At 47.0% G+C, this 20,785-nt stretch carries 26 protein-coding genes and 1 tRNA gene; 21 read left to right on the top strand and 6 right to left on the bottom strand.

Annotated features, from left to right (window positions below; all coding sequences use genetic code 11):
- From CHL76_RS15550 to CHL76_RS15480, 15 genes are all read left to right on the top strand, one after another.
- On the top strand, positions 1-287 hold a 287-nt coding region (locus CHL76_RS15550), incomplete at its 5' end, for an IS30 family transposase (RefSeq protein ID WP_143747479.1).
- A gap of 135 nt (positions 288-422) precedes the next feature.
- Positions 423-1,232, top strand: a complete 810-nt coding sequence (gene zupT / locus CHL76_RS15545; protein WP_094909054.1) for a zinc transporter ZupT — start codon at positions 423-425, stop codon at positions 1,230-1,232.
- A gap of 98 nt (positions 1,233-1,330) precedes the next feature.
- Positions 1,331-1,406 (top strand) — tRNA-Thr (locus tag CHL76_RS15540).
- A 169-nt stretch (positions 1,407-1,575) separates the two neighbouring features.
- Positions 1,576-1,785: a hypothetical protein gene (locus CHL76_RS15535; protein WP_094909053.1), complete on the top strand. Its 210-nt coding sequence runs from the start codon at positions 1,576-1,578 to the stop codon at positions 1,783-1,785.
- Positions 1,782-1,973: a hypothetical protein gene (locus tag CHL76_RS15530; RefSeq protein WP_079475511.1), complete on the top strand. Its 192-nt coding sequence runs from the start codon at positions 1,782-1,784 to the stop codon at positions 1,971-1,973. The genes CHL76_RS15535 and CHL76_RS15530 overlap by 4 nt, the downstream gene beginning before the upstream one ends.
- A gap of 34 nt (positions 1,974-2,007) precedes the next feature.
- Entirely contained in the window at positions 2,008-2,505 is a 498-nt protein-coding gene (locus CHL76_RS15525; protein ID WP_094909052.1) for a DUF1648 domain-containing protein, read from the top strand.
- A gap of 36 nt (positions 2,506-2,541) precedes the next feature.
- Positions 2,542-3,249 (top strand): response regulator transcription factor, encoded by a 708-nt coding sequence (locus CHL76_RS15520; protein WP_094909051.1) that lies wholly within the window; start codon positions 2,542-2,544, stop codon positions 3,247-3,249.
- Complete coding sequence (locus tag CHL76_RS15515; protein WP_094909050.1) at positions 3,246-4,598, top strand: sensor histidine kinase; 1,353 nt, start codon at positions 3,246-3,248, stop codon at positions 4,596-4,598. Before CHL76_RS15520 ends, CHL76_RS15515 begins: the two co-directional genes overlap by 4 nt.
- Positions 4,599-4,669: 71 nt before the next feature.
- A complete protein-coding gene (locus CHL76_RS15510; RefSeq protein WP_079475515.1) occupies positions 4,670-5,365 on the top strand; it encodes a PepSY domain-containing protein in 696 nt (231 codons plus the stop codon).
- A gap of 161 nt (positions 5,366-5,526) precedes the next feature.
- Positions 5,527-6,138, top strand: a complete 612-nt coding sequence (locus CHL76_RS15505; RefSeq protein ID WP_158219207.1) for a PepSY domain-containing protein — start codon at positions 5,527-5,529, stop codon at positions 6,136-6,138.
- 47 nt (positions 6,139-6,185) lie between these two features.
- Positions 6,186-6,803, top strand: coding sequence for a redoxin domain-containing protein (locus CHL76_RS15500; protein WP_094909049.1), 618 nt, complete (start codon positions 6,186-6,188; stop codon positions 6,801-6,803).
- 442 nt (positions 6,804-7,245) lie between these two features.
- On the top strand, positions 7,246-7,641 hold the full coding sequence (gene nrdI / locus CHL76_RS15495) for a class Ib ribonucleoside-diphosphate reductase assembly flavoprotein NrdI (protein ID WP_079475518.1): 396 nt from the start codon (positions 7,246-7,248) through the stop codon (positions 7,639-7,641).
- 4 nt (positions 7,642-7,645) lie between these two features.
- Positions 7,646-9,700: a class 1b ribonucleoside-diphosphate reductase subunit alpha gene (gene nrdE / locus CHL76_RS15490; protein ID WP_079476992.1), complete on the top strand. Its 2,055-nt coding sequence runs from the start codon at positions 7,646-7,648 to the stop codon at positions 9,698-9,700.
- Positions 9,701-9,718: 18 nt separating this feature from the next.
- A complete protein-coding gene (gene nrdF / locus CHL76_RS15485; RefSeq protein WP_079475519.1) occupies positions 9,719-10,690 on the top strand; it encodes a class 1b ribonucleoside-diphosphate reductase subunit beta in 972 nt (323 codons plus the stop codon).
- A gap of 98 nt (positions 10,691-10,788) precedes the next feature.
- On the top strand, positions 10,789-11,412 hold the full coding sequence (locus CHL76_RS15480) for a hypothetical protein (RefSeq protein WP_079475520.1): 624 nt from the start codon (positions 10,789-10,791) through the stop codon (positions 11,410-11,412).
- A 40-nt stretch (positions 11,413-11,452) separates the two neighbouring features.
- Here the strand turns inward: CHL76_RS15480 and CHL76_RS15475 are convergent, their stop codons facing one another.
- Together CHL76_RS15475 and CHL76_RS15470 are read right to left on the bottom strand one after the other, a co-directional pair.
- The gene (locus CHL76_RS15475) at positions 11,453-11,803 is read right to left on the bottom strand and encodes a carboxymuconolactone decarboxylase family protein (RefSeq protein ID WP_094909048.1); all 351 of its coding nucleotides are present in this window, start codon (positions 11,801-11,803) and stop codon (positions 11,453-11,455) included.
- Positions 11,804-11,921: 118 nt separating this feature from the next.
- A complete protein-coding gene (locus tag CHL76_RS15470; protein ID WP_094909047.1) occupies positions 11,922-12,248 on the bottom strand; it encodes a thioredoxin family protein in 327 nt (108 codons plus the stop codon).
- A gap of 193 nt (positions 12,249-12,441) precedes the next feature.
- On the opposite strand from CHL76_RS15470, the gene CHL76_RS15465 reads away from it, so the two are divergent.
- The 5 genes from CHL76_RS15465 to CHL76_RS15445 all read left to right on the top strand — a co-directional run bounded on the left by CHL76_RS15465 (position 12,442) and on the right by CHL76_RS15445 (position 16,777).
- Positions 12,442-12,819, top strand: a complete 378-nt coding sequence (locus tag CHL76_RS15465; RefSeq protein ID WP_143745415.1) for a hypothetical protein — start codon at positions 12,442-12,444, stop codon at positions 12,817-12,819.
- A 190-nt stretch (positions 12,820-13,009) separates the two neighbouring features.
- Positions 13,010-13,963 (top strand): ABC transporter permease, encoded by a 954-nt coding sequence (locus tag CHL76_RS15460; RefSeq protein WP_094909046.1) that lies wholly within the window; start codon positions 13,010-13,012, stop codon positions 13,961-13,963.
- The gene (locus CHL76_RS15455; protein ID WP_094909045.1) at positions 13,953-14,909 is read left to right on the top strand and encodes an iron chelate uptake ABC transporter family permease subunit; all 957 of its coding nucleotides are present in this window, start codon (positions 13,953-13,955) and stop codon (positions 14,907-14,909) included. The genes CHL76_RS15460 and CHL76_RS15455 overlap by 11 nt, the downstream gene beginning before the upstream one ends.
- Positions 14,897-15,655: an iron ABC transporter ATP-binding protein gene (locus CHL76_RS15450; RefSeq protein WP_094909044.1), complete on the top strand. Its 759-nt coding sequence runs from the start codon at positions 14,897-14,899 to the stop codon at positions 15,653-15,655. The genes CHL76_RS15455 and CHL76_RS15450 overlap by 13 nt, the downstream gene beginning before the upstream one ends.
- 99 nt (positions 15,656-15,754) lie before the next feature.
- Complete coding sequence (locus CHL76_RS15445; RefSeq protein ID WP_094909043.1) at positions 15,755-16,777, top strand: siderophore ABC transporter substrate-binding protein; 1,023 nt, start codon at positions 15,755-15,757, stop codon at positions 16,775-16,777.
- A gap of 30 nt (positions 16,778-16,807) precedes the next feature.
- Here the strand turns inward: CHL76_RS15445 and CHL76_RS15440 are convergent, their stop codons facing one another.
- The 3 genes from CHL76_RS15440 to ilvD all read right to left on the bottom strand — a co-directional run bounded on the left by CHL76_RS15440 (position 16,808) and on the right by ilvD (position 19,736).
- A complete protein-coding gene (locus CHL76_RS15440) occupies positions 16,808-17,215 on the bottom strand; it encodes a disulfide oxidoreductase (RefSeq protein ID WP_094909042.1) in 408 nt (135 codons plus the stop codon).
- Between the two features lie 5 nt (positions 17,216-17,220).
- Complete coding sequence (locus CHL76_RS15435; protein ID WP_158219206.1) at positions 17,221-17,904, bottom strand: DsbA family protein; 684 nt, start codon at positions 17,902-17,904, stop codon at positions 17,221-17,223.
- Between the two features lie 137 nt (positions 17,905-18,041).
- Entirely contained in the window at positions 18,042-19,736 is a 1,695-nt protein-coding gene (ilvD, locus tag CHL76_RS15430) for a dihydroxy-acid dehydratase (RefSeq protein ID WP_079475529.1), read from the bottom strand.
- 300 nt (positions 19,737-20,036) lie between these two features.
- Between ilvD and CHL76_RS15425 the strand changes: the two genes are divergently transcribed.
- The gene (locus tag CHL76_RS15425; RefSeq protein WP_079475530.1) at positions 20,037-20,237 is read left to right on the top strand and encodes a hypothetical protein; all 201 of its coding nucleotides are present in this window, start codon (positions 20,037-20,039) and stop codon (positions 20,235-20,237) included.
- A 63-nt stretch (positions 20,238-20,300) separates the two neighbouring features.
- Here CHL76_RS15425 and CHL76_RS15420 read toward each other — a convergent pair.
- A partial coding sequence (locus CHL76_RS15420) for a phytanoyl-CoA dioxygenase family protein (protein ID WP_198951243.1) occupies positions 20,301-20,785 on the bottom strand: 485 nt, incomplete at its 5' end.

Below are 20,785 nucleotides of genomic sequence, written 5' to 3'. Positions count from 1 at the left end.
AAAGCATAACGGTGGATCGGGGCAAAGAATTCGCCTGTTTTCCCGCCCTCGAAGCCCGGGGCGTGCCCGTCTATTTCGCCGACCCCTATGCCGCCTGGCAGCGGGGAACCAATGAAAATGCCAACGGCCTTCTGCGGGAATTTTTCCCGAAGGGTATGGATTTAGCCCGCCTCAGCCGGCAGAAAGTGGACGACGTCACCGGACTGATTCATCGGCGCCCCAGAAATTGTTTACATGGGAAGACCACGGAAAATGTGTTTCATGAAGAAGTGTTGCGCTTAAATTGACAATCTAAGTTAGAAAAAAAGAAGATTTTTATGGAGGCATAAAGTTTGCATTGACACAATAATTGAATAATGGTTAAAATGTTGCATAAGGGAAAATTTCGTGAAATCAATCCAGTACATGAAGGAGGAGCACGCATGGAGCCCAACGTCATCTATGCCTTTTTATTAACACTTGGAGCTGGTCTTGCTACAGGAATTGGAAGCATACTGGCTTTTTTCACCTCCACGACAAACACCCGGTTTTTAGCTTTTTCACTCGGATTCTCTGGAGGCGTGATGATTTATGTTTCCATGGTTGAAATATTTTTTAAGGCGCAGGAATCGCTCGTCGGAGCACTTGGAGAAGTTGGTGGCCAGTGGGCGACCGTAGGAGGATTTTTTGGAGGAATGATTTTCATTGCTGCCATTGACCGGCTCGTTCCACAAAAAGGCAATCCGCATGAAGTGAAGCGCGTGGAAGACATGCATACATCTAAAGAAGAGCCTGAACGCCAGGGTCTCATGAAAATGGGGACATTTACAGCGCTTGCTATTGCGATTCATAACTTTCCAGAAGGCATTGCGACATTCACCTCTGCTTTGAATGATCCTGGTCTGGGGTTTGCAATCGCGCTTGCCATTGCCATTCACAACATCCCTGAAGGGGTGGCAGTTTCGGTGCCGATTTATTTTGCGACTGGGAGCAAACGGAAAGCGTTCCGGCTGTCTTTCCTGTCGGGATTATCAGAGCCGGCGGGAGCTATTTTAGCGTTTCTTATACTGATGCCGTTTTTAACAGACACAATGTTTGGAATCATCTTTGCCGCTGTAGCTGGAATCATGGTATTTATTTCTCTGGATGAGCTGCTTCCGGCAGCAAAAAAATATGACGAAACCCACGTGTCGATTTACGGTGTAGTAAGCGGGATGGCTGTGATGGCGCTCAGCCTGCTGCTGTTTATTTAAACAGCCTTGAAGGCAGCGCTGGCTCGCTGGCTGCCTTCGGCTTTTTTGATTGACATGCATTTTTTCTTTTTGTATATTATTATTTGTCGCAAATATGTGCTAGTGTAGCTCAGTTGGTAGAGCAGTTGCCTCGTAAGCATCAGGTCGCAGGTTCAAGTCCTGTCACTAGCACCATTTATGTTATGACAGCGCCCATGCCAATGGGTGCTTTTTTTGTTTTAAACCGGCCTGAAAAGAGAAAAGACCAATGAGAAATATTTTAGCGGCTTTTCAAGGAAAAGATGGGCAATAAGGAAAGAAAATGATACGTTGATAGAAGATAAAGTCGAAAGGGAGGGGTAGCTTGAGATCCCCGGTACTATTTACGTTTAATATAATATTTCTAGTTTTGGCTGCGGGAGCAGCGGGGTTTTTTCTTTGGCTTGGCGCCACGTTCTATGTCATTGTTGCAGCAATTGGTATGCTGAGCGCGCTGCTTGGCGTCTACCAGACAGGCAGAAAAAAGCCAGGCAGTAAAAAGAAATCAAAAGAAAGATCAGGGGGAGAGTCATGAATACAAATGCGACCATAAAATTTTTTTACTGGTTTGAAGGATTTATTGTAGTGCTAAGCCTTATTCTCGGCATTTTTTTCATTATTTCCGGAGAATGGCTATGGAGTATTGTAATGGTCATTATTGCGATGTCCTGTATCGTTACGATTATAATGATATCAAAAGCGTTAAAAAAGCAGCAGTGGTGAAGCTGGAATAAAGAATAGTAGGAGGCAGACCGTTATGCCGACGTTTGCAAGAACAGCATTAATTGTAGGGGGCGTGGCTTCCATGGGAATGCTTGCGATTGTGCTTTTCTATTGGCCTCGTCTTCCGTACATTGTGCCCCAGTTTTTCGACGCCACCGGAGATCCAAACGAATATGCTGCGAAATATTATTTGTTTGTTCCTCCTTTGGCGTTAATCGCTATTTGGACCGGGGCGTATTTTTCTCTTCGCTACCCGGGCTGGTTCCGCCTTCCGGTGCGAATGAACGAGCATCAAATAGAGGTATTTAAGCGTGAGGGACAAATTCTAGTTTCTATTCTGCTCGTGGAGCTTGCCCTCGGGTTCGTTTACGTTCAGTGGCAGACCGTCCGGACAGCCCTGGATGAAAGTGGGGGGCTCGGGTGGTTTTTCCCTTCATTTTTTCTTATTTGTTTAATTGGCACTGCTGTTTATTTCACATGGAGAACAATCACTTTGTGGAGCAAAGCTTCAAACCACCGTTCTTCATCATAATAGACTGCCATCCGGCAGCGTATTGAGGGATGCCTAATGGAACAAGCACGTATACTGATTGTGGAAGACGAAGAAAAAATTGCGCGGGTGCTCGAGCTTGAGCTTACCTATGAAAATTATTATGTTCAAAAAGCGACTGATGGTCTTAAAGGCTTCGCTATGTATCAGGAAAAAACGTGGGATTTAATTATTCTCGATATTATGCTTCCGGGCATTAGCGGCATTGAGCTGCTGCGGCGAATCCGGAGCCAGGACAAAAAAACAGCTGTCCTGCTTGTCACCGCTAAAGATTCGGTAGAGGACAAAGTTTCCGGCCTCGACCTCGGGGCCAACGATTACATTACCAAGCCTTTCCAAATAGAAGAGCTGCTCGCCCGTGTTCGTTCGTCTCTCCGGTTTCAAACAGAGACTGCCTTGAAAGCAGAAGCAGAGGAAGAAGAGCATTGGCTCTCAGCGGGCGAGTTGCGGCTTAATGAGTCGGCCCGGGAAGTATATGCCGGCACGGAACCAGTGGAGCTGACCCGAAGAGAGTTTGATCTGCTTTACTATCTGTTAAGAAATAAAAAACAGGTGCTCTCCCGGGACCAGATTTTAGAACAGGTATGGGGTTTTGATTATATCGGGGAAACAAACGTCGTGGATGTTTACATTCGCTACCTGCGAAATAAAATTGATAAACCGTTCGGCACCACACATATCCAGACTGTCCGCGGCGTTGGCTACGTTGTCAAGGATTCGCCATGAAGCTTGGAAACAAGATTCATTTATATACATCGGTGCTTGTATTTGTCATTGTCGTACTTTTGGTGTTTGCTATCTACTTTTCCTTCTCCCGCATGATGATCGGAAGCGAAGTGGAGCAGACGGTAGAAGAAGCGAGACAGACGGCGTCTACGTTTAATGAATCCGCAGACAACTTTTCGGCTGAACAGCTGCTGAGGGCCTACGCCCCCACTGAAGGCATGGCCAGAATTGTGCTGCAGGACGGATCCAGGGCTGCGACAGTTACCTCTCCGGCAGAAGGAAGCTTAACGGATGAGTCCGTGCAGTATTATTCGGAAGAATACGTCCAGGTGGCCGAATACCAAGGTGAACGGTACGCTTTTGTTTCCGTGCCGGTGATATGGACAAACGGGCAGGTGGCAAATATCCAGATCACCGACAGCCTCCGTCCGACAGAAGAAACGCTGGCGGTGCTCCGTGTAATCCTGATTATTGCCACTATCGCAGCTGTTATCCCGGTATTTCTCTCGGCCCGCCTGTTAAGAAGAGTGATTCTCCGCCCGATTACAGCACTGTCGGCCACAATGCAGGATATTCAAACGAGCGGCAGGTTCAAACGGATTCCCTCATCGTCGAAGTCAAAGGATGAAATTGAACAGCTCGGAGATACATTTAACGAAATGATTGAGCGGCTCGAAGATAACTATCATAAACAGGAGCAGTTTGTATCAAATGCCTCGCATGAGTTAAAAACGCCGCTGACGGTGATTGAATCATATGCCAGCCTTCTTCAGCGAAGAGGGGCTTCCCGGCCGGAAATTATCGAAGAATCAGTGGAGGCTATTCACTCTGAGGCAATTCGGATGAGGGAGCTGACCCAGCAGCTTCTGCTGCTTGCCCGCCATAGTGAAAAAGCAAACCTGCACATGGCAGAGGTGGATTTACAGACGGTAACAGCAGACGCTGTCCAGAATTACCGCAACAGCTATCATCGGGATATTAATTTTTCCGGAAACACGGCGGTGACACAGACTGATTCTGATAAGGTAAAGCAGTTGTTATATATTCTGCTTGATAACGCGAGAAAGTACAGCAGTGACATTATTGATGTGAGAGTTGACACGATGGAAAAAACGCCGTTCATTGCTGTGAGTGACCGCGGCATCGGTATCCCGGAAAAAGACCTTGAGCGTGTTTTCGAACGTTTTTACCGGGTCGATGAGTCGAGAACACGGGCCAGCGGAGGCTATGGGCTTGGTTTATCGCTTGCTAAAGATATTACCGAGGCTCTTGGGGTGAATATTGCGATTGAAAGTACTTATGGCCAGGGCACGGAGGTCCGGCTGGTTTTTCCGGAGAACGGCGAATAAGCTCCCTGTTCTCATCATTTTCTCAGAAAGAGCGATTACAATAGGTGTAATAGAGGGAAGGGGGAGCAGCTTTGAAAAAAGTCATTGTTTTTCTCGTGCTGCTGGCCGGCCTCGTAGTAGCCGCTTTGGGAGTCTGGTGGCTTTCGTCTTACTTTACCCAGGAGATGTCTCCGGAGGAAATTGAACAGGCTGTGCAGGAGCAGTACCAGGGGGAAATTACGAATATCGAAAAACAAGACGGTATTTATGAGGTGACGGCAGAGCTTGACCGGGGAACGTACCAGATGCAGGTGGAAGCTGCAGATGGATCAGTCATAAGTGTCACACAAATTGCTGGCAACAGCACGAATGATACAGAAATGCTAACAGAAGAAGAAGCACGTGCCCGGGCTGAAGAGGAAACTGATTTTTCTATTGAAAAGATCAGCAGGGAAACCCAGGAAGGCACGGCTGTCTATGTAGTGGAATTTGCAGAAGAAGAAGCATTGGAAGAAATGATTATCGATGCCCGGTCCGGTGCTGTGCTGGAAGAAGAGCAAGATGATACTGAAAGCAGCGAAGACGGCCGGCAGACAGTGTTAAATGCGGAAGAAGCTGCATCTGTAGCCCGGGAAGAAGTGGACGGGGAAGTGGACGATGTCGATTTTGAAACGTCCGATGCCGGGGAGCCGTTTTACTACGTGGAGCTCGAGCAGGACGATGAAGAAGCCACGGTGCAGGTACACGGTATCACCGGAGAAATATTATCAATCACCTGGGATGATTAAGTGATTAGGCTGCCTGGATTATCCCAGGTGGCTTTTTTTATTTATATGCTTTTCATGAGCCATTTATGTATTTCTCATCAATTTCTCATTTCCCTATAGGGATATTCTCATGTCAGGAATTTATAGTAAAGGTGTACCAACAAATAAAGGGGGAGATGACCATGAAGGGAAAAATGATTGCAGGCAGTTTGGCGGGGGTCACAGCACTTGGGGCTTTAATTGGCGCAGGAGTTTATACGGCTGGAGGTGTGGGGGCGGAAACATCTTCAGTGCCAGCTTCTGAGGAAACAGCCGCAGAAAGTAAAGAAAGCACCAGCAGCGGAAACGGCAAGGAAAAAATCTCCGCTGATGAAGCTGTAATGATTGCTGAAAAAGAAACAAATGGCAAAGCGGTGGAACTGCAGCTGGATATGGAAGACCAGAAGTATGAGGTAGAGGTTGAAGGGGAAGACGAATATGACATTGAAGTAGGTGCATTCTCCGGTGAGGTGATTCAAAAAGAAACTGACGATGATAAAGACAATGAAGAGCCGCTGGTGCAGGACGGGGACAGCGTTAGTTTAGAGGATATTGTGGCTTCGGGGATGGGTGAATTGTCTGGTGAGCTGGACGAGTGGGAACTTGACCGCGAAGAGAGTGGCTATGATCTGTCGGTAGAAACGAATGAACAGGAAGGCAACTTTTTCATAAATAATGCAGACGGTACGATCGCTTCGAGGGATATTGAAGACGACCATGACGACGACAACGATGACGACAGGGACGATGATTAAAAGCTAAGAAAAGCAGACGATTGGGATCCGAAAGGAGTCTTGCAGGCATGGCACTATTAAGGGAAAAGGTGCTGAGTTCGCAGCTGCACCGGGCAAAAAACATCTTATGGAATGAATGGCATGAGGATAAACGGCCGGCGCTCTGCCCGGGGCTTAGAATCGGAGATAGAGCACCAGCATTCTCTCTTCCTGGTACTGAGGGAAATAATATTACTTTAAATCAGCTTCTTCTTCAGGGGCCGGTAGTACTTCTCTTCTGTTTTGGCGGATGGATGCATGCAGAAAAAGACAGACTATGGAGCTACGAAGAAGCCTCCCCTTTGCTGAGGCAGATGGGCGCCCAAGTAGTAGTAGCTGCCGCTGAACAGATATCTGTTCTCCAAAAAGAGGCGAAGCACATGCCGTTTACAGGGAAAGTGCTTGCAGATACAAATGCAGTGGCAGCCTCGTGGTACAACGCGTGCATCTCCTGCCGGGATTACCTGCTTCAGGACGTACCAGAGGTTAAAGCAGCTCTGCGGGATACCGGCTACTATTCTTATTGTCCTGCAGACATGACCTATGTCATTGACCAGGATGGTACGGTGGCAGCCTCTGTCTGGGAAGCGGCCCGGCCGGATCCCTACTGGATCGTTAATGAGCTTGTACAATTGAAAGAACGGTAAGACCCCGCCTGAAAAGGTGATAAAATATGGAAAGGCAGTCCGTGCAGGCGCGGGCTGCTTTTGTTTGAAATACATTCGTGCCAGCTCTTTGCCATAAGCTGAAAGTATCAAGAATTTACCGAAAATTATCCCTCCATACATAGCGCGCTGGAATAAATATATACCTGTATGTAGTAGTGCATACGGTATCAGTTTTTATAAACATCTAGATATAGAAGCAGGTCTTACTTACTGAATTTTTTTCTGTCAGAAAATGTGCACAATTATCAGGGTAGAATCGCAGAGCATAAGGAAGTATAGCAGAGATTTTAAATGTCAAGAGGATAAAACGAAAAAATATCTATATCATGTATGTTGAAAAAGGAGATTACACCATATATAGTAGTGGTATAAGAAGGATGTACACAAGTTCGTACATTTTAGAAATAAAGGAGGGGATTCGATGATACCGATCATTTTTGATTCTATGACGGGCAACGTGAAGCGTTTCGCAGAAAAAATCCCGTTTGACCGGGTATACAGTCTGAATGAAGCGGAACAAATCGATGAACCGTTTATCCTTATCACCTATACGAAAGGCTTTGGAAATATTCCGGAATCCACAGAAGCATTTCTTGAAGATCATGCAGAGCAGCTTCTTGCTGTGGCGTCGAGCGGAAACAAAGTATGGGGAGACAATTTTGCGAAAAGCGCTAACCAGATTGCAGTAAACTACAACGTTCCTATACTCCATAAATTCGAACTGAGCGGAACAAAAAACGATGTGTCCATTTTCGCAGAGGAGGCGATGAAAGTTGCAACAAACACAAACCACCGACTGGATCCAGTTAAACAATGAAATCATGTTTCAAAAGGACGGGTCCTTTCAATTTGAAAAAGACAAAGAAGCCGTTTACCAATACTTTATTCAATACGTCAACCAGCATACTGTTTTCTTTCACGATCTGAGAGAAAAGCTCGACTATCTGCTTGAAAACGATTTTTATGAAAAAGAATTCCTTGAAGCGTATTCTTTTGAAGAAATTGAGCGGGTCTACAACCTGTGCTATGAAAAGAAATTCCGTTTTCCTTCATTCATGAGTGCGTTTAAATTTTACAATGACTATGCGTTGAAAACCAATGATCAGAAAATGATCCTTGAGCGCTATGAAGACCGGGTGGCTGTTGTGGCCCTTTATTTCGGCAATGGAGACGCCGGGAAAGCCGAACAGTTTGCGGAAATGATGATGAGCCAGGATTATCAGCCGAGTACCCCGACGTTCCTGAATGCCGGCAGAAAACGGCGCGGAGAATTAGTCAGCTGCTTCCTGCTTGAAGTAAATGACTCTTTAAACGATATTTCCCGGGCTGTTGATATTTCCATGCAGCTGTCCAAAGTAGGCGGCGGTGTATCCCTGAACTTATCGAAACTTCGGGCAAAAGGCGAAGCCATTAAAGACGTAGAAAACGCGACAAAAGGCGTCGTCGGCGTAATGAAGCTGCTCGACAATGCCTTTCGTTACGCAGACCAAATGGGACAGCGCCAGGGCTCCGGTGCAGCTTATTTAAACATTTTCCATCGGGACATCCACGACTTCCTGGACTCGAAGAAAATTTCGGCTGACGAAGATGTGCGTGTTAAAACATTGTCGATCGGGGTTGTAATTCCGGACAAATTCGTTGAACTTGCCCGCCAGGGTAAGGATATGTACCTGTTCTATCCGCACACCGTTTACCGGGCGTACGGGGAGCATCTTGATGAAATGGATATGAGCGAAATGTACGACAAGCTCGTAGAAGACGACCGTGTGAAAAAAGACAAAGTCGATGCCCGCCGCATGCTTGAAAAGCTGGCGATTCTCCGGTCGGAATCCGGATATCCGTACTTGATGTTCCAGGATAACGTGAACCGTGCGCATGCTTTGAATAACGTCTCCAAAGTGAAATTTTCCAATCTCTGCTCTGAAGTGCTGCAGGCCTCTGAAGTGTCAAGCTATACGGATTACGGTGAGGAAGATGAAGTCGGACTCGATATTTCCTGCAACCTCGGTTCATTGAACATCGCCAATGTTATGAAGCACAAAACGATCAAGGATACGGTGAAACTCGCTACCGATTCCCTGACCCATGTAGCAACGCACACTAACATTACGAATGCTCCGGCTGTGCGCCGAGGCAACCAGATGATGAAATCGATTGGTCTCGGAGCGATGAACCTGCACGGCTTTTTAGCGCAGAACCATATCGCGTACGAAAGCGAGGAAGCACGGGAATTCGCCGATTTCTTCTTTATGGCCATGAATTTCTATTCCATTCAGCGTTCAATGGAGCTTGCAAAGGAAACTGGAGAAACGTTTTACGGATTCGAAGGCTCGAGCTATGCGGACGGCTCCTACTTTAAGAAATACCTGAACCGTTCCTACCTGCCGTCCTCAGCTAAGATTGCCGGCCTGTTTGAAGGAATGGCTATGCCGGATGCGGAAGACTGGAAAGAGCTGATGGAGCAGGTGCAGGAGCACGGATTGTTCCACAGCTACCGCCTGGCGATCGCACCGACCGGCTCCATTTCCTATGTACAGTCGGCTACGGCTTCGGTTATGCCGATCATGGAGCGTATTGAAGAACGGACGTACGGCAACTCGAAAACGTATTATCCAATGCCGGGCCTCGCGCCGGATAACTGGTTCTTCTATAAAGCGGCCTATGATATGGACATGTTCAATGTCGTAGATATGATCGCAGCTATCCAGGAGCACATCGATCAGGGCATCAGCTTTACGCTCTTTGTGCGTGACACCATCACGACGAGAGACTTGAACCGGATTGATCTTTACGCCCACCATAAAGGCATCAAGACGATTTATTATGCACGGACAAAAGACACAGGACAGGACGACTGCCTCTCCTGCGTCGTGTAAAGAAAGGAGCACCACCCCATGAATCAAATTTTTGACGCAGCCGACTGGTCAAAACAAGACGACGACTTTACGCAGATGTTTTACAGCCAGAACGTAAAACAGTTTTGGCTTCCAGAGGAAATATCACTCAACGGGGATCTGCTCACGTGGAAATATTTAACCGATGAAGAGAAAGATACGTATATGAAGGTACTCGCCGGCTTGACCCTGCTCGACACTGAGCAGGGAAATGTCGGCATGCCAAAGGTTGCTGAGCAGGTGGAAGGCCACCAGCGCAAGGCAGTATTAAACTTTATGGCAATGATGGAAAATGCAGTGCATGCGAAATCCTATTCAAACATTTTCATGACGCTCGCTTCCACAGAAGTAATTAATGAACTGTTTGAATGGGTGAAGGAAAATCCGCACCTGCAGAAAAAAGCTTCCCGCATTGTAGAGCAGTACAATAAAATTGAAGACGGAGACGAAATTTCTCTGTACAAAGCCATGGTGGCTTCGGTTTATCTTGAAAGCTTTCTGTTTTACAGCGGCTTTTATTATCCGCTTTATTTCTATGGTCAGGGTAAGCTCATGCAGAGCGGGGAAATCATTAACCTGATTATCCGTGATGAAGCGATCCACGGCGTATATGTCGGCCTGTTGGCACAGGAAATTTACAAGCGCCAGACACCGGAAAAGCAGGAAGAACTGCGGGAATTTGCCCACGACCTGCTCATGGATCTGTATGAAAATGAACTGCTTTATACCGAGCAGCTTTACGATCCGGTTGGGCTGACCTCCGACGTGAAAAAGTTCCTTCGTTATAATGCAAATAAGGCATTAATGAACTTAGGACTGGATGCGTATTTTGAAGAAGAAGAAATTAATCCGATCGTATTAAACGGCATGGATACAAAAACAAAATCCCACGATTTCTTCTCCATGAAAGGAAACGGCTACAAAAAAGCAACAGTAGAACCGGTCCGGGATGAAGATTTCATTTTTGATTAACAATAAAAGCCGGGCATCTGCCTGGCTTTTTTTGCTGTGTATTTCAAAGAGTTCCGCTATAATGAAATACAGAAGAATATCACAATGAGGTGAACAAGATGGGTAAAATGGACGAAATGATTGTAGTGGCCCCAAGAGAGCAGGTGTTCGCACGCGAGGCGCGGACCTTTCACGGAGTGCAGGACGAGCAGGGGCAGATTCAGGAAATTCTCGGCACGATTGCGGATACATATACAGAAAAAAGACGGGGAGACGCCGAAGAAGACCCGTCCTGGAAACAGCCGATTCCCTACGTGGTGATCCGCAAGGGGGAAAAACTGTACGCGTATGAACGGCTTGCTGGCGGAGGGGAAGGAAGACTGCACAACAAATTATCTCTTGGCTTTGGGGGGCATATGAATGCTGAAGCAGGCGTTTCGACGTTTCAGGAGCTGCTGCATACAAATGCCGATCGTGAACTTGAAGAAGAACTGCATATTTCTTCTCTAGAAGAAGCAGAAATGCAGGCGCTTGGGCTGATCAATGACGATAATAACGCCGTTGGCGAAGTGCACCTCGGGATTCTATATACATTTGTGCTTCCGGAGCATGTGGATGTTCAGGTAAAAGAAACCGAACAGATCCGCGGCTTCTGGACGAATGTGGAAGAGCTTTCCCAACCGGAAATATATGAACGGCTTGAGACATGGTCCCAATTTGTCGTAGATATCCTCGATAAATAAACAAGAAGCTGTTTCCTTTACATGGAAACAGCTTCTTAATTTACTTTCCACTTAGTTGCTGCAGGGCGTCAAGGCCTATCGTTACTGCTTCACTCATGGATTCGCCGCCGCCAAAAGCTGCTGCGACGCCCATATATTCTTTAATTTCTTCCTCCGAGCAACCGTGATGGAGGCATTGGTCCATATGGTAAACAATACATGTCGTATCGCCTTGATGCACGCCGATAGCGAGCGCCGTTAAATGCTTTTGAGCTGTGGAAACCTCTCCACTTTCAAAGGCACTAGAGGTGAAGCGATTATAATTTTTCGCAATCTCCTGATAGGATTCACTGAATTGTTCGATACCGCGGCGGTATTCGCTTAATATTTCTTTGGCGTCAATAACTGCCATAACTGTTCACTCCTTTTTAGGGTACTGAAAGAAGCATTCCCGGTTTTGATAAATTCAAACAAGGCAGCTGGAAACGATCTGTAATATAAAAAAATCTGCCGGGCCCGGCAGATTTACTTTAGTAGTATTTAGAGAAAAACTCGCTTACCTGGTCGGGAGTTTTAGCGTCCGCGCTGTGCAGATGGCCTATTTTCTCACCGTTTTGGAATACGAGAATACTCGGTATGCCCATAACTTCCTGTTCGCTTGTAATATCTGGAAGCTGCTCAGTGTCGACTTTATGCAATGGGAGATTGTCAAAGTGGTTCAGTACGTCGTCCATGAACATATCAAGTCTCCGGCAGTCCGGGCACCACCCGGCTGAAAATTCTACTGCCACCGGTGTCTCTGTTTGTATAGTCTCCTTAAAAGAATCTCTGGATTCAATGCGAGTGCTTGTAGTCATTACTCATTAGCTCCTTTCATGTTGTCATCTATTGTAACAAAGGTATAAAAGTGTGCAAAAAATAAGAAGGAGAATGAATAAACTGGAAATGTCTGTTAGGATGAAAATATACATAATTAGTGCTGTGTTATTTATTTTTTCTGCGGGGAGGAGCTGGCTGACACGAGGTTTTTCAAAAGGACGGCAGCGGGTAATGCCTTTGTTTGCGGCCGCCTTTGGAAACGAAACAGAAGATGCAGAACAATGGATTTCGAAACTGGAAAGCAATAGGCTTTCTCTGAAAGAAACAGAAGAAACGGCTGCAGCTCCAGTTTCCATGAATCTTGGAAGCAAAATGTGGGAGGAAAACAGTACAAGCATAGAAATAGCGGTGCATGAGTTCAGCTCTCAGGAGGCAGCCATCCAGGCGGAAAAACAGTTTCAAGAAGAAATGACTGAAGACGGGGATGGGGAGATGCTTCCTAGTGAACGGCCGTTTCATAACCTATGTCTTTATATGCATATAATGGAGATACATACGATTTTTCGGCATTTATGGACAAGATACCACTCCCATCCTAAAAGCATGTGAAAAGCAAAGCCGGTCTGCCTGAAAAGGTAAGGCCGGTTTTTATTGTTTATGAAAAGTTAAGGAAAAAAGAAGAAGGTACATTGACATTTAAAACCGGAATGATAAAATGAAAAATGTAATTGATAATGAATATCATTAATAATTAGACGTAGAACGATGCAATTGTTCTTGGGAAATGAAGTGTTTACAGATGAAATGGTGGTACTTACTTGTTCTTCTCGTTCTTCTTTCGGCGGCTTCCCTGTTTATCGGCGTTCAGACGGTGTCGGTGCAGGGGTTGATGGCTGGAAATGAAGATGAATGGCGCACATTGACCTCGAGCCGTGTACCGCGGCTTCTTAGTATTATTATGGCCGGCATGGGGATGGCCATCTGCGGATTGATCATGCAGCAGTTGAGTCGGAACCGCTTCGTTTCCCCAACTACGGCTGGCACGATGGATTCGGCCCGGTTTGGTATTTTAGTGGCCATGATCTGGTTCGGCGGAGCTTCACCGCTGCTCCGGACCGGAGTAGCTTTTTTATTTGCCCTTATTGGTACATTTATTTTTATGACTATTCTTGAACGGGTGAAATTTAAAGATCCTATTTTTATTCCGCTAGTAGGACTCATGTTTGGAAACATTGTAGGCTCGGTAACGACATTTTTTGCCCTGAAATATGATGTGGTGCAAAACATGTCAGCCTGGCTGCAGGGGGATTTTTCACTAATTGTAAACGGACAGTATGAGCTACTGTATGTCAGCATTCCGCTTATTCTAATAGCTTACATATTTGCGGGCCGGTTTACGATCGCCGGCATGGGAGAAGAATTTGCGGTGAATCTGGGTCTGAATTACCGTACAGTGGTCAACCTGGGCATTACCATCGTTGCCGCTGTGACCGCAGTCGTTATATTAACAGTGGGAACCATCCCGTTTTTAGGTCTGGTAGTACCAAATATTGTGGCAATCTACCTGGGGGACAATCTGCAGAAAACGCTGATTCATACCGCCCTGCTTGGAGCCGTGTTTGTGCTTGTCTGTGACATTTTTGGACGTCTGATTGTTTTTCCGTACGAAGTTCCTATCGGTTTAACTGTGGGTGTACTTGGCAGTTTCTTATTCCTCTATATGCTGATGAGGAGGAAGAAATATGCGTTTTAATTGGAAGATCATGAGTCTGGCCATGCTCTCACTTGTTCTGGCCGCTATCTTTATGTTTACAGACGCAGGAGGCAATTGGGATTATGTTTTGCAGCACCGGGCAGAGAAGCTTCTTGCAATGGTAATGACCGGCGGTGCGATTGCCTTTTCTACTGTCATTTTTCAAACCATTACGAATAATCGGATTTTAACACCGAGTATTATCGGTCTTGATTCGTTGTACATTTTGCTGCAGACAGCGCTTGTGTTCTTTTTTGGTTCTACCTCGGCACTTGTAATCAACGGTCCGCTGAATTTTTTTGTCTCACTTGCTCTCATGCTCGGCTTTGCCGTTATTCTTTACTACTTTTTGTTCCAGGGGGAGCAGCAGGATATTTTCTTTTTGCTTCTTGTCGGAATTGTATGCGGGACCTTGTTCAGCAGTATTTCTACGTTTTTACAAGTCCTCATATCACCAGATGAATTTTTGACGATCCAGGATAATATGTTTGCAAGCTTTAATAATGTGAATTCAAACATTCTCGGCATTTCAGTAGCGGTGTTTGTACTGTTATTTATCTACTCCTTGACCTTTATGAAATATTTGAACGTGCTTTCCCTCGGAAAGGACCAGGCGGTGAACCTGGGAGTGCCATATAAGTATGCGGTGAAGCGGCTGCTTGTCATTGTAGTGCTGTTTATTTCCATTGCCACCGCCCTGGTTGGGCCTATTACGTTTTTAGGCCTGCTTGTGGCTAATGTCGCTTATGAACTGATGAAGGATTACCGGCACAGTGTGCTGCTTGCTGCCGCCGCACTTGCGGCTGTAGCATTTTTAATCGGCGGACAGCTGCTTGTCGAACGGGTGCTTGGTTTTAACACTGCAATTAGTGTCATTGTGAACTTTATCGGAGGCATTTACTTTATTTATCTATTATTAAGGGGGAACAAAGCATGGTCCAGGTAATGAATGTAACAAAAAAGTATGATGAAACACCAGTCGTAAACGATGTATCCGTAACGATTAAACAGGGACAGATTACCTCATTCATCGGACCAAACGGCGCTGGAAAAAGTACGCTGCTGTCAATGATCAGCCGTTTGATCGCGAAGGACGCGGGCGAAGTTAGGATCGGCGACAAAGACATTACGAAAACAAAAAGCCGGGAGCTGGCGAAGAAACTGGCGATCTTAAAACAGTCCAACGAAATGAATGCCCGGCTGACGGTGCGTGAGCTGATATCGTTTGGCCGCTTTCCCTATTCGCAGGGCAGGCTGAACGCTGAAGATTGGGAGCATGTGGATCAGGCTATTGATTATATGGAGCTTTGGAGCATGCAGGATTCTTATATTCACCAGCTGAGCGGAGGCCAGCGGCAGCGGGCTTTTATTGCGATGGTTATTGCTCAGGACACTGACTATATCCTGCTCGATGAACCGCTCAATAATCTGGACATGAAGCACTCAGTGCAGATCATGAAAGTACTTCGCCGTTTAGTGAAAGATATGGGCAAAACCGTGCTTTTGGTTATTCATGATATTAATTTCGCCTCCTGTTACTCCGATGACATTGTCGCTTTGAAAAACGGGCACATTGTAGCCCAGGGCACGACCGAAGAGATGATGGCATCAGAAGTGTTGACAGATATCTACGAAATGGATATGCCTATCTGTCGTATTAACGATCAAAAAATCTGTGTTTACTTTACGTAAACCAGGTCTCCGGCCCGTTAATACGGCAAAAGAGTAACAGGAGGAGGGAGAGCCAATACTTCAGGCTGGAAAAAACAAATTAACCAGGGGGAATGGGAAATGAAAAAGAACAAATGGATGCTTACTTCAACGGCGGTGTTTGGCACAGTTTTTATTGCTGCATGCGGGGCTGATAACTCAGAATCATCAACTGCGGAAGGTGAAAACAGTGACAGCACCAGTGAAGAAAGCAGCAATGAAGACAACGGAGGAAAGGAAAGCGGCGGCGAAGTGACCGTAGAACACGAATTGGGTGAAGCGACGGTGCCGGAAAATCCAGAAAACGTCGTTGTGTTTAATTACGAAATGCTCGAAACCCTGGATGAACTAAATGTAGGCGTAAACGGCGTAGCCCAGGAATCGCTCCCTTCCTATCTGGATGATTATGGAAGCGATGACTACGAAAATATCGGGAGCTTAAAAGAGCCGGACTTCGAAGCAATCAACGCGATGGAGCCGGATGTGATCATCATTTCAGGACGTCAGAGCGATGCCTATGAAGAACTGAGTGAAATTGCTCCAACTGTTTATACAGCAGTGGACACGGAAAACTACATGGAATCCTTTGACAGCAACATGGAGATGATCGGGGAAATCTTCCAAAAAGAAGAGGAAGTGCAGGAAAAAGTAGACAAGCTTCATGCCCGTATTGACGATCTAAACGAAACTACTGAAGATGTAGGACCTTCTTTAGTAACACTGGTAAATGACGGTTCCTTAAGTGTTTACGGGGAAGGCTCCCGCTTTGGCCTGATCCATGACGTATTCGGCGTACCGGCAGCGGATGAAAATATCGAAGCATCTACACACGGGCAGAGTGCTTCCTTTGAATACTTAGCAGAAGAAGATCCAGAGCACCTTTTTGTAGTGGACCGCAGTGCAGTAGTCAGCCAGGGCGGCGAAGAGCAGACAGCTGCCGAAACTCTTGACAATGATATTGTAAATGAAACACAAGCAGCCCAGAATGATAATATTCATTATTTGGATCCAGAGTACTGGTACCTCTCCGGCGGCGGCCTTCAGTCGATGGATGAAATGATTACGGAAATTGAAGAAGCAGTGGCTTCGTCTGAAGAGGAATAAAAAAATAGTCACGTGCCTAAGGGCATGTGACTATTTTTTGCGTAGGGCGACAATCAAAAGTGCAACGGTAATAAACAAAAATGCAGTGAATGATAAAAGAGGGATGGTAACGAAACCAAGCCATTGGGCAGACTGATCGGAACAGGAAACGGTGCCGGTGCACTCCGTGGCCTGCTGCAGCACCGGAAGCTTTTGGTACAGATAATGATAGCCTGCAAGCAGCATACCTGGAACAGCCAGCGGAAGCGCATACCATACGACCTGCCGTTCCCCGCGGAATACAGCGACCCCTAACATGACTGCGAGCGGGTACATAAGAATGCGCTGGTACCAGCAAAGCTCACAGGGGATATACCCTAAAATTTCGCTGAACGATAAGCTGCCGAGTGTAGCAATAATGGCCATCACCCAGGCTGCACTTAATAAACGTTCCATCATGGGCGCTACTCTCCTGCCTCTTCTGCAATCATATCGAGCAGCTCCTGGTAGCTGTCCCCTTCAAACAATTCCCCGTTCACAAATACGGAAGGGGTGCTGTTTACGCCAAGGTCTTCGGCCATGGAGCGGTCATTTTCCACTTCTTCTTCGTAGGTCCCGTTTTCATAAGCTTCGACAACTGTGGTTACTTCTTCCCCGGAAGCAGTCTCCCGAAGCAGCTCCGTCAGGCGCTCCTGGTCAAAGTAGTTTCCGCTTTCGTTCTGCGGCTGATTGGCAAACAGCGTATCATGGAAGTTCCAGAAGGCTTCATCCCCGAGTTCGCCGTAAACGGCCTCGCTGAATTCTGCCGCTGTTGTGGAATCCTCACTTAAAAACGGATAGTGAACATAATGAAAAGCAGCATCGCCGGATTCAACAAACTGGGCTTCAATTTCAGGAACGACTGATTCGTGAAAGTTTTGGCAGGCAGGGCACTTATAATCACCAAATTCGACGACTGTAACTGGAGCGTCCTCTTCTCCCTTGAGCGGCTGGCCGCTCGTTTCCAAGTTTTCACCACTGTTTTCTCCAGAATTATCACTGCCGCCGCTGAAATTGCCCACGAGAATAATAGCAAGCAAAATCACAGCTATAACGGCTACAATAGCTGCAAATGTACGGCCCGAACTCGGCCTTGGTTTTTTGGACATAGGAAACTCCCTTCGTGCGTAACTATGTATTAACATTAGTACCCTCATAATTTACCATAAATTGTGGGAAACTCAAATGCTCTTAAAATAAAGCTGAAAAGAAAGAGAACTGCCTGAAACGGCAGCTCCCTTAGAGTTTATAAATCTGCGTCTGTGACGGCTCCTTTTGCACTTGAAGAAACCAGTTTAGCGTATTTGGCAAGAGCTCCTCGTTTTTCTGGAAGGTCCGGAGCCTGCCAGGCGTTCCGGCGTCTTTCAAACTCTTCGTCGGAAATGTGAAGGTTGATCTCCTGCGTGTCGCTATCGATGGAGATGATGTCCCCGTTTTGAAGCAGCCCGATCGGACCGCCAACGCTTGCCTCAGGAGCTACGTGCCCGATAACAAAACCATGGGAGCCTCCGGAAAAACGACCGTCAGTCATAAGCGCTACTTTGCCGCCGAGGCCGCGGCCGACGATCATCGAAGTAACAGAAAGCATTTCCGGCATGCCCGGGCCGCCCTGCGGACCAACATAACGGATGACGAGCACGTCGCCTTCGACGATTTCTCCGTCCATGATAGCTTTTGTTGCCGATTCTTCACTGTTGAACACTTTGACCGTGCCCTCGAATCGGCTGATCTTCTGGCCGGACAGTTTAATAACGGAGCCTTCCGGTGCCACATTTCCTTTCAAAACAACGAGCGGGCCGGTCTTTTTAAATGGTTCCGCTACAGGGCGGATAATTTCCTGGCCCTCTTTCAGGGAAGGGACAGCATCAAGATTTTCTGCAAGTGTTTTACTGGTTACGGTAAGACAATCGCCGTGCAGAAGCCCTTCCTCGTAAAGAAGCTTCATGACGGCCGGCACGCCTCCGATTTCGTAAAGATCCTGCATCACGTATTTACCACTCGGTTTTAGGTCAGCAATATGAGGTACGTTCTGCCGGACACGTTCAAAATCATCGTAAGACAGATCAACGTCTGCCGAATGGGCGATCGCGAGTAGGTGCAAAAACGCATTGGTGGATCCGCCAAGGGCCATAACAACCGTAATGGCGTTTTCAAATGCTTTTTTCGTCATGATGTCTTTCGGAAGAATGTTATTTTCAAGCAGCTCGATGGTCAATTCCCCAGCCTGCCTGCACTCGGTTTCTTTGTATTCGTAAATTGCAGGGGTGGAGGAGGAACCCGGAATGCTCATACCGAGCGCTTCTACGGCAGCGGCCATCGTATTGGCTGTATACATGCCGCCACAAGCGCCGGCACCCGGACATGCATTACACTCCACCTGGTGAAGCTCTTCATCGCTGATCTGGCCGGTCTGGTGCTGGCCGACAGCCTCGAAGGACGAAACAATATCAATGTCTTTGCCGTTTAACTTTCCGGGCTGAATGGTTCCACCGTAAACGTACACGGAAGGGATGTTCATCCGGGCTAGAGAGATAACGCAGCCCGGTGTTGTTTTATCACAGCCGCCGATAGCCACGACGCCGTCGAGGCGCTCAGCATTGGTTACAGTTTCGATCGAGTCAGCAATAATTTCCCGGCTTGGAAGGGAGTAATGCATGCCTTCGTGCCCCATGGCGATACCGTCAGAAACGGTGATCGTGTTGAAAATAAGCGGGGCGCCTCCATTGGTGGCAGCTCCCTGCTTCGCGTGGCGTGCAAGGTTATCGATATGTACGTTGCACGGAGTAACCTCGCTCCATGTGCTTGCAATGCCAATCATTGGTTTTTTAAAATCGTCGTCCGTAAAGCCGACGGCCCGAAGCATCGCCCGGTTTGGCGCGCGATTGGCGCCTTCACTGATGGCTTTACTGCGGTTTCGTAAGTCTTTTTCTGTTTTTCCCATTGCTATGACCCTCTCTCATGAAGTTTTGTCGCAAACAATGTGCATGACGGCTCACGTACTCCATACGCAGCACGAATATTTTTTCTGCATAAACAAATGTCTATCTAACAAGGACTATTCACTATCATACTAGGAATAGATGATTGTTTCAACGTAACAGCGATAGTGAAAAAAGTTATTTCTGAAAAAAAGGAAAATTAGTCTGATAGATAACTTTACAAGAAGGTGGGAAAGATAGGCGAAGTCAATTATGATATAGATAACCTATCTCTATTTAGAGAAAAAAATGGAGGGATGACGTTGAAAGAACCAATTATATGGGCTGTGGCGATGTTGGTTGCGTTTCTCGCTCTGTTTTTAACGGGAACTCTGCAGCTGCAGGGATTCGAAAGTGTTATCATTCAAATGGTTGGTTTCAGTGGCATGGTCTTTGCGATTTTGTATAGTGTACTGCTGACACAGAAATCAAATGAGGAAAAGGATCAGACATTCAAACGGTGAGTGAAGGCCGGCATTATAATGAAAAAAGCATCCGGAATAGAAACCGGATGCTTTTTGTGTGTCTTATTTTGCAGAAGTGGAAGTTGTTTGGTGCGACAAACGATCCGAGCTTGGCTGGATCGCGGAAGTGTCCTGGCGGTTGGCCAGAAATTCCGGGCGCGGCTCCTGGCCGCTGAACGGATCCACGAGCTTGTTTTCCACCGAGTTGAATACGAAGAACACGTTGCTGCGCGGATACGGCGAGATGTTGCCGGCCGAGCCGTGCATCGTGTTGCAGTCAAAGAAGAGCACCGAGCCCGCCGGGCCGGTCGCGCGGTCAATCTGGCCGCCGGCCTGCTCCGTGAGCCATTCCATGCTTTCGTTGTCCGGCACGCCGGTCTCCTGCTTTTTCAGCGACTGCTTGAAGTTGTCCTCCGGCGTCGTGCCCGGGCAGGAGACGTACCATTTCTGCGACCCCGGGATCAGCATGAGCGGGCCGTTGAACTCGTAGTTGTCCGTGAGGATGATCGAGCAGCTGAGCGCCCGCATGTCCGGCATGCCGTCTTCCA

Source organism: Marinococcus halophilus (assembly GCF_002265875.1).
In the GTDB taxonomy this organism is placed as follows: domain Bacteria; phylum Bacillota; class Bacilli; order Bacillales; family Marinococcaceae; genus Marinococcus; species Marinococcus halophilus.
The sequence above is the reverse complement of the archived record's forward strand: the minus strand, read 5'-3'. Positions and strand labels throughout refer to the sequence as shown.

Bases quoted from the DNA above. Each gene is read 5' to 3' on its own strand.
- zupT (WP_094909054.1), top strand. From the start codon at position 423: ATGGAGCCCAACGTCATCTATGCCTTTTTATTAACACTTGGAGCTGGT.
- CHL76_RS15530 (WP_079475511.1), top strand. From the start codon at position 1,782: ATGAATACAAATGCGACCATAAAATTTTTTTACTGGTTTGAAGGATTT.
- CHL76_RS15525 (WP_094909052.1), top strand. From the start codon at position 2,008: ATGCCGACGTTTGCAAGAACAGCATTAATTGTAGGGGGCGTGGCTTCC.
- CHL76_RS15520 (WP_094909051.1), top strand. From the start codon at position 2,542: ATGGAACAAGCACGTATACTGATTGTGGAAGACGAAGAAAAAATTGCG.
- CHL76_RS15515 (WP_094909050.1), top strand. From the start codon at position 3,246: ATGAAGCTTGGAAACAAGATTCATTTATATACATCGGTGCTTGTATTT.
- CHL76_RS15505 (WP_158219207.1), top strand. From the start codon at position 5,527: ATGAAGGGAAAAATGATTGCAGGCAGTTTGGCGGGGGTCACAGCACTT.
- CHL76_RS15500 (WP_094909049.1), top strand. From the start codon at position 6,186: ATGGCACTATTAAGGGAAAAGGTGCTGAGTTCGCAGCTGCACCGGGCA.
- nrdI (WP_079475518.1), top strand. From the start codon at position 7,246: ATGATACCGATCATTTTTGATTCTATGACGGGCAACGTGAAGCGTTTC.
- nrdE (WP_079476992.1), top strand. From the start codon at position 7,646: ATGTTTCAAAAGGACGGGTCCTTTCAATTTGAAAAAGACAAAGAAGCC.
- nrdF (WP_079475519.1), top strand. From the start codon at position 9,719: ATGAATCAAATTTTTGACGCAGCCGACTGGTCAAAACAAGACGACGAC.
- CHL76_RS15480 (WP_079475520.1), top strand. From the start codon at position 10,789: ATGGGTAAAATGGACGAAATGATTGTAGTGGCCCCAAGAGAGCAGGTG.
- CHL76_RS15475 (WP_094909048.1), bottom strand. From the start codon at position 11,803: ATGGCAGTTATTGACGCCAAAGAAATATTAAGCGAATACCGCCGCGGT.
- CHL76_RS15470 (WP_094909047.1), bottom strand. From the start codon at position 12,248: ATGACTACAAGCACTCGCATTGAATCCAGAGATTCTTTTAAGGAGACT.
- CHL76_RS15465 (WP_143745415.1), top strand. From the start codon at position 12,442: ATGCCTTTGTTTGCGGCCGCCTTTGGAAACGAAACAGAAGATGCAGAA.
- CHL76_RS15460 (WP_094909046.1), top strand. From the start codon at position 13,010: ATGAAATGGTGGTACTTACTTGTTCTTCTCGTTCTTCTTTCGGCGGCT.
- CHL76_RS15455 (WP_094909045.1), top strand. From the start codon at position 13,953: ATGCGTTTTAATTGGAAGATCATGAGTCTGGCCATGCTCTCACTTGTT.
- CHL76_RS15450 (WP_094909044.1), top strand. From the start codon at position 14,897: ATGGTCCAGGTAATGAATGTAACAAAAAAGTATGATGAAACACCAGTC.
- CHL76_RS15445 (WP_094909043.1), top strand. From the start codon at position 15,755: ATGAAAAAGAACAAATGGATGCTTACTTCAACGGCGGTGTTTGGCACA.
- CHL76_RS15440 (WP_094909042.1), bottom strand. From the start codon at position 17,215: ATGATGGAACGTTTATTAAGTGCAGCCTGGGTGATGGCCATTATTGCT.
- CHL76_RS15435 (WP_158219206.1), bottom strand. From the start codon at position 17,904: ATGTCCAAAAAACCAAGGCCGAGTTCGGGCCGTACATTTGCAGCTATT.
- ilvD (WP_079475529.1), bottom strand. From the start codon at position 19,736: ATGGGAAAAACAGAAAAAGACTTACGAAACCGCAGTAAAGCCATCAGT.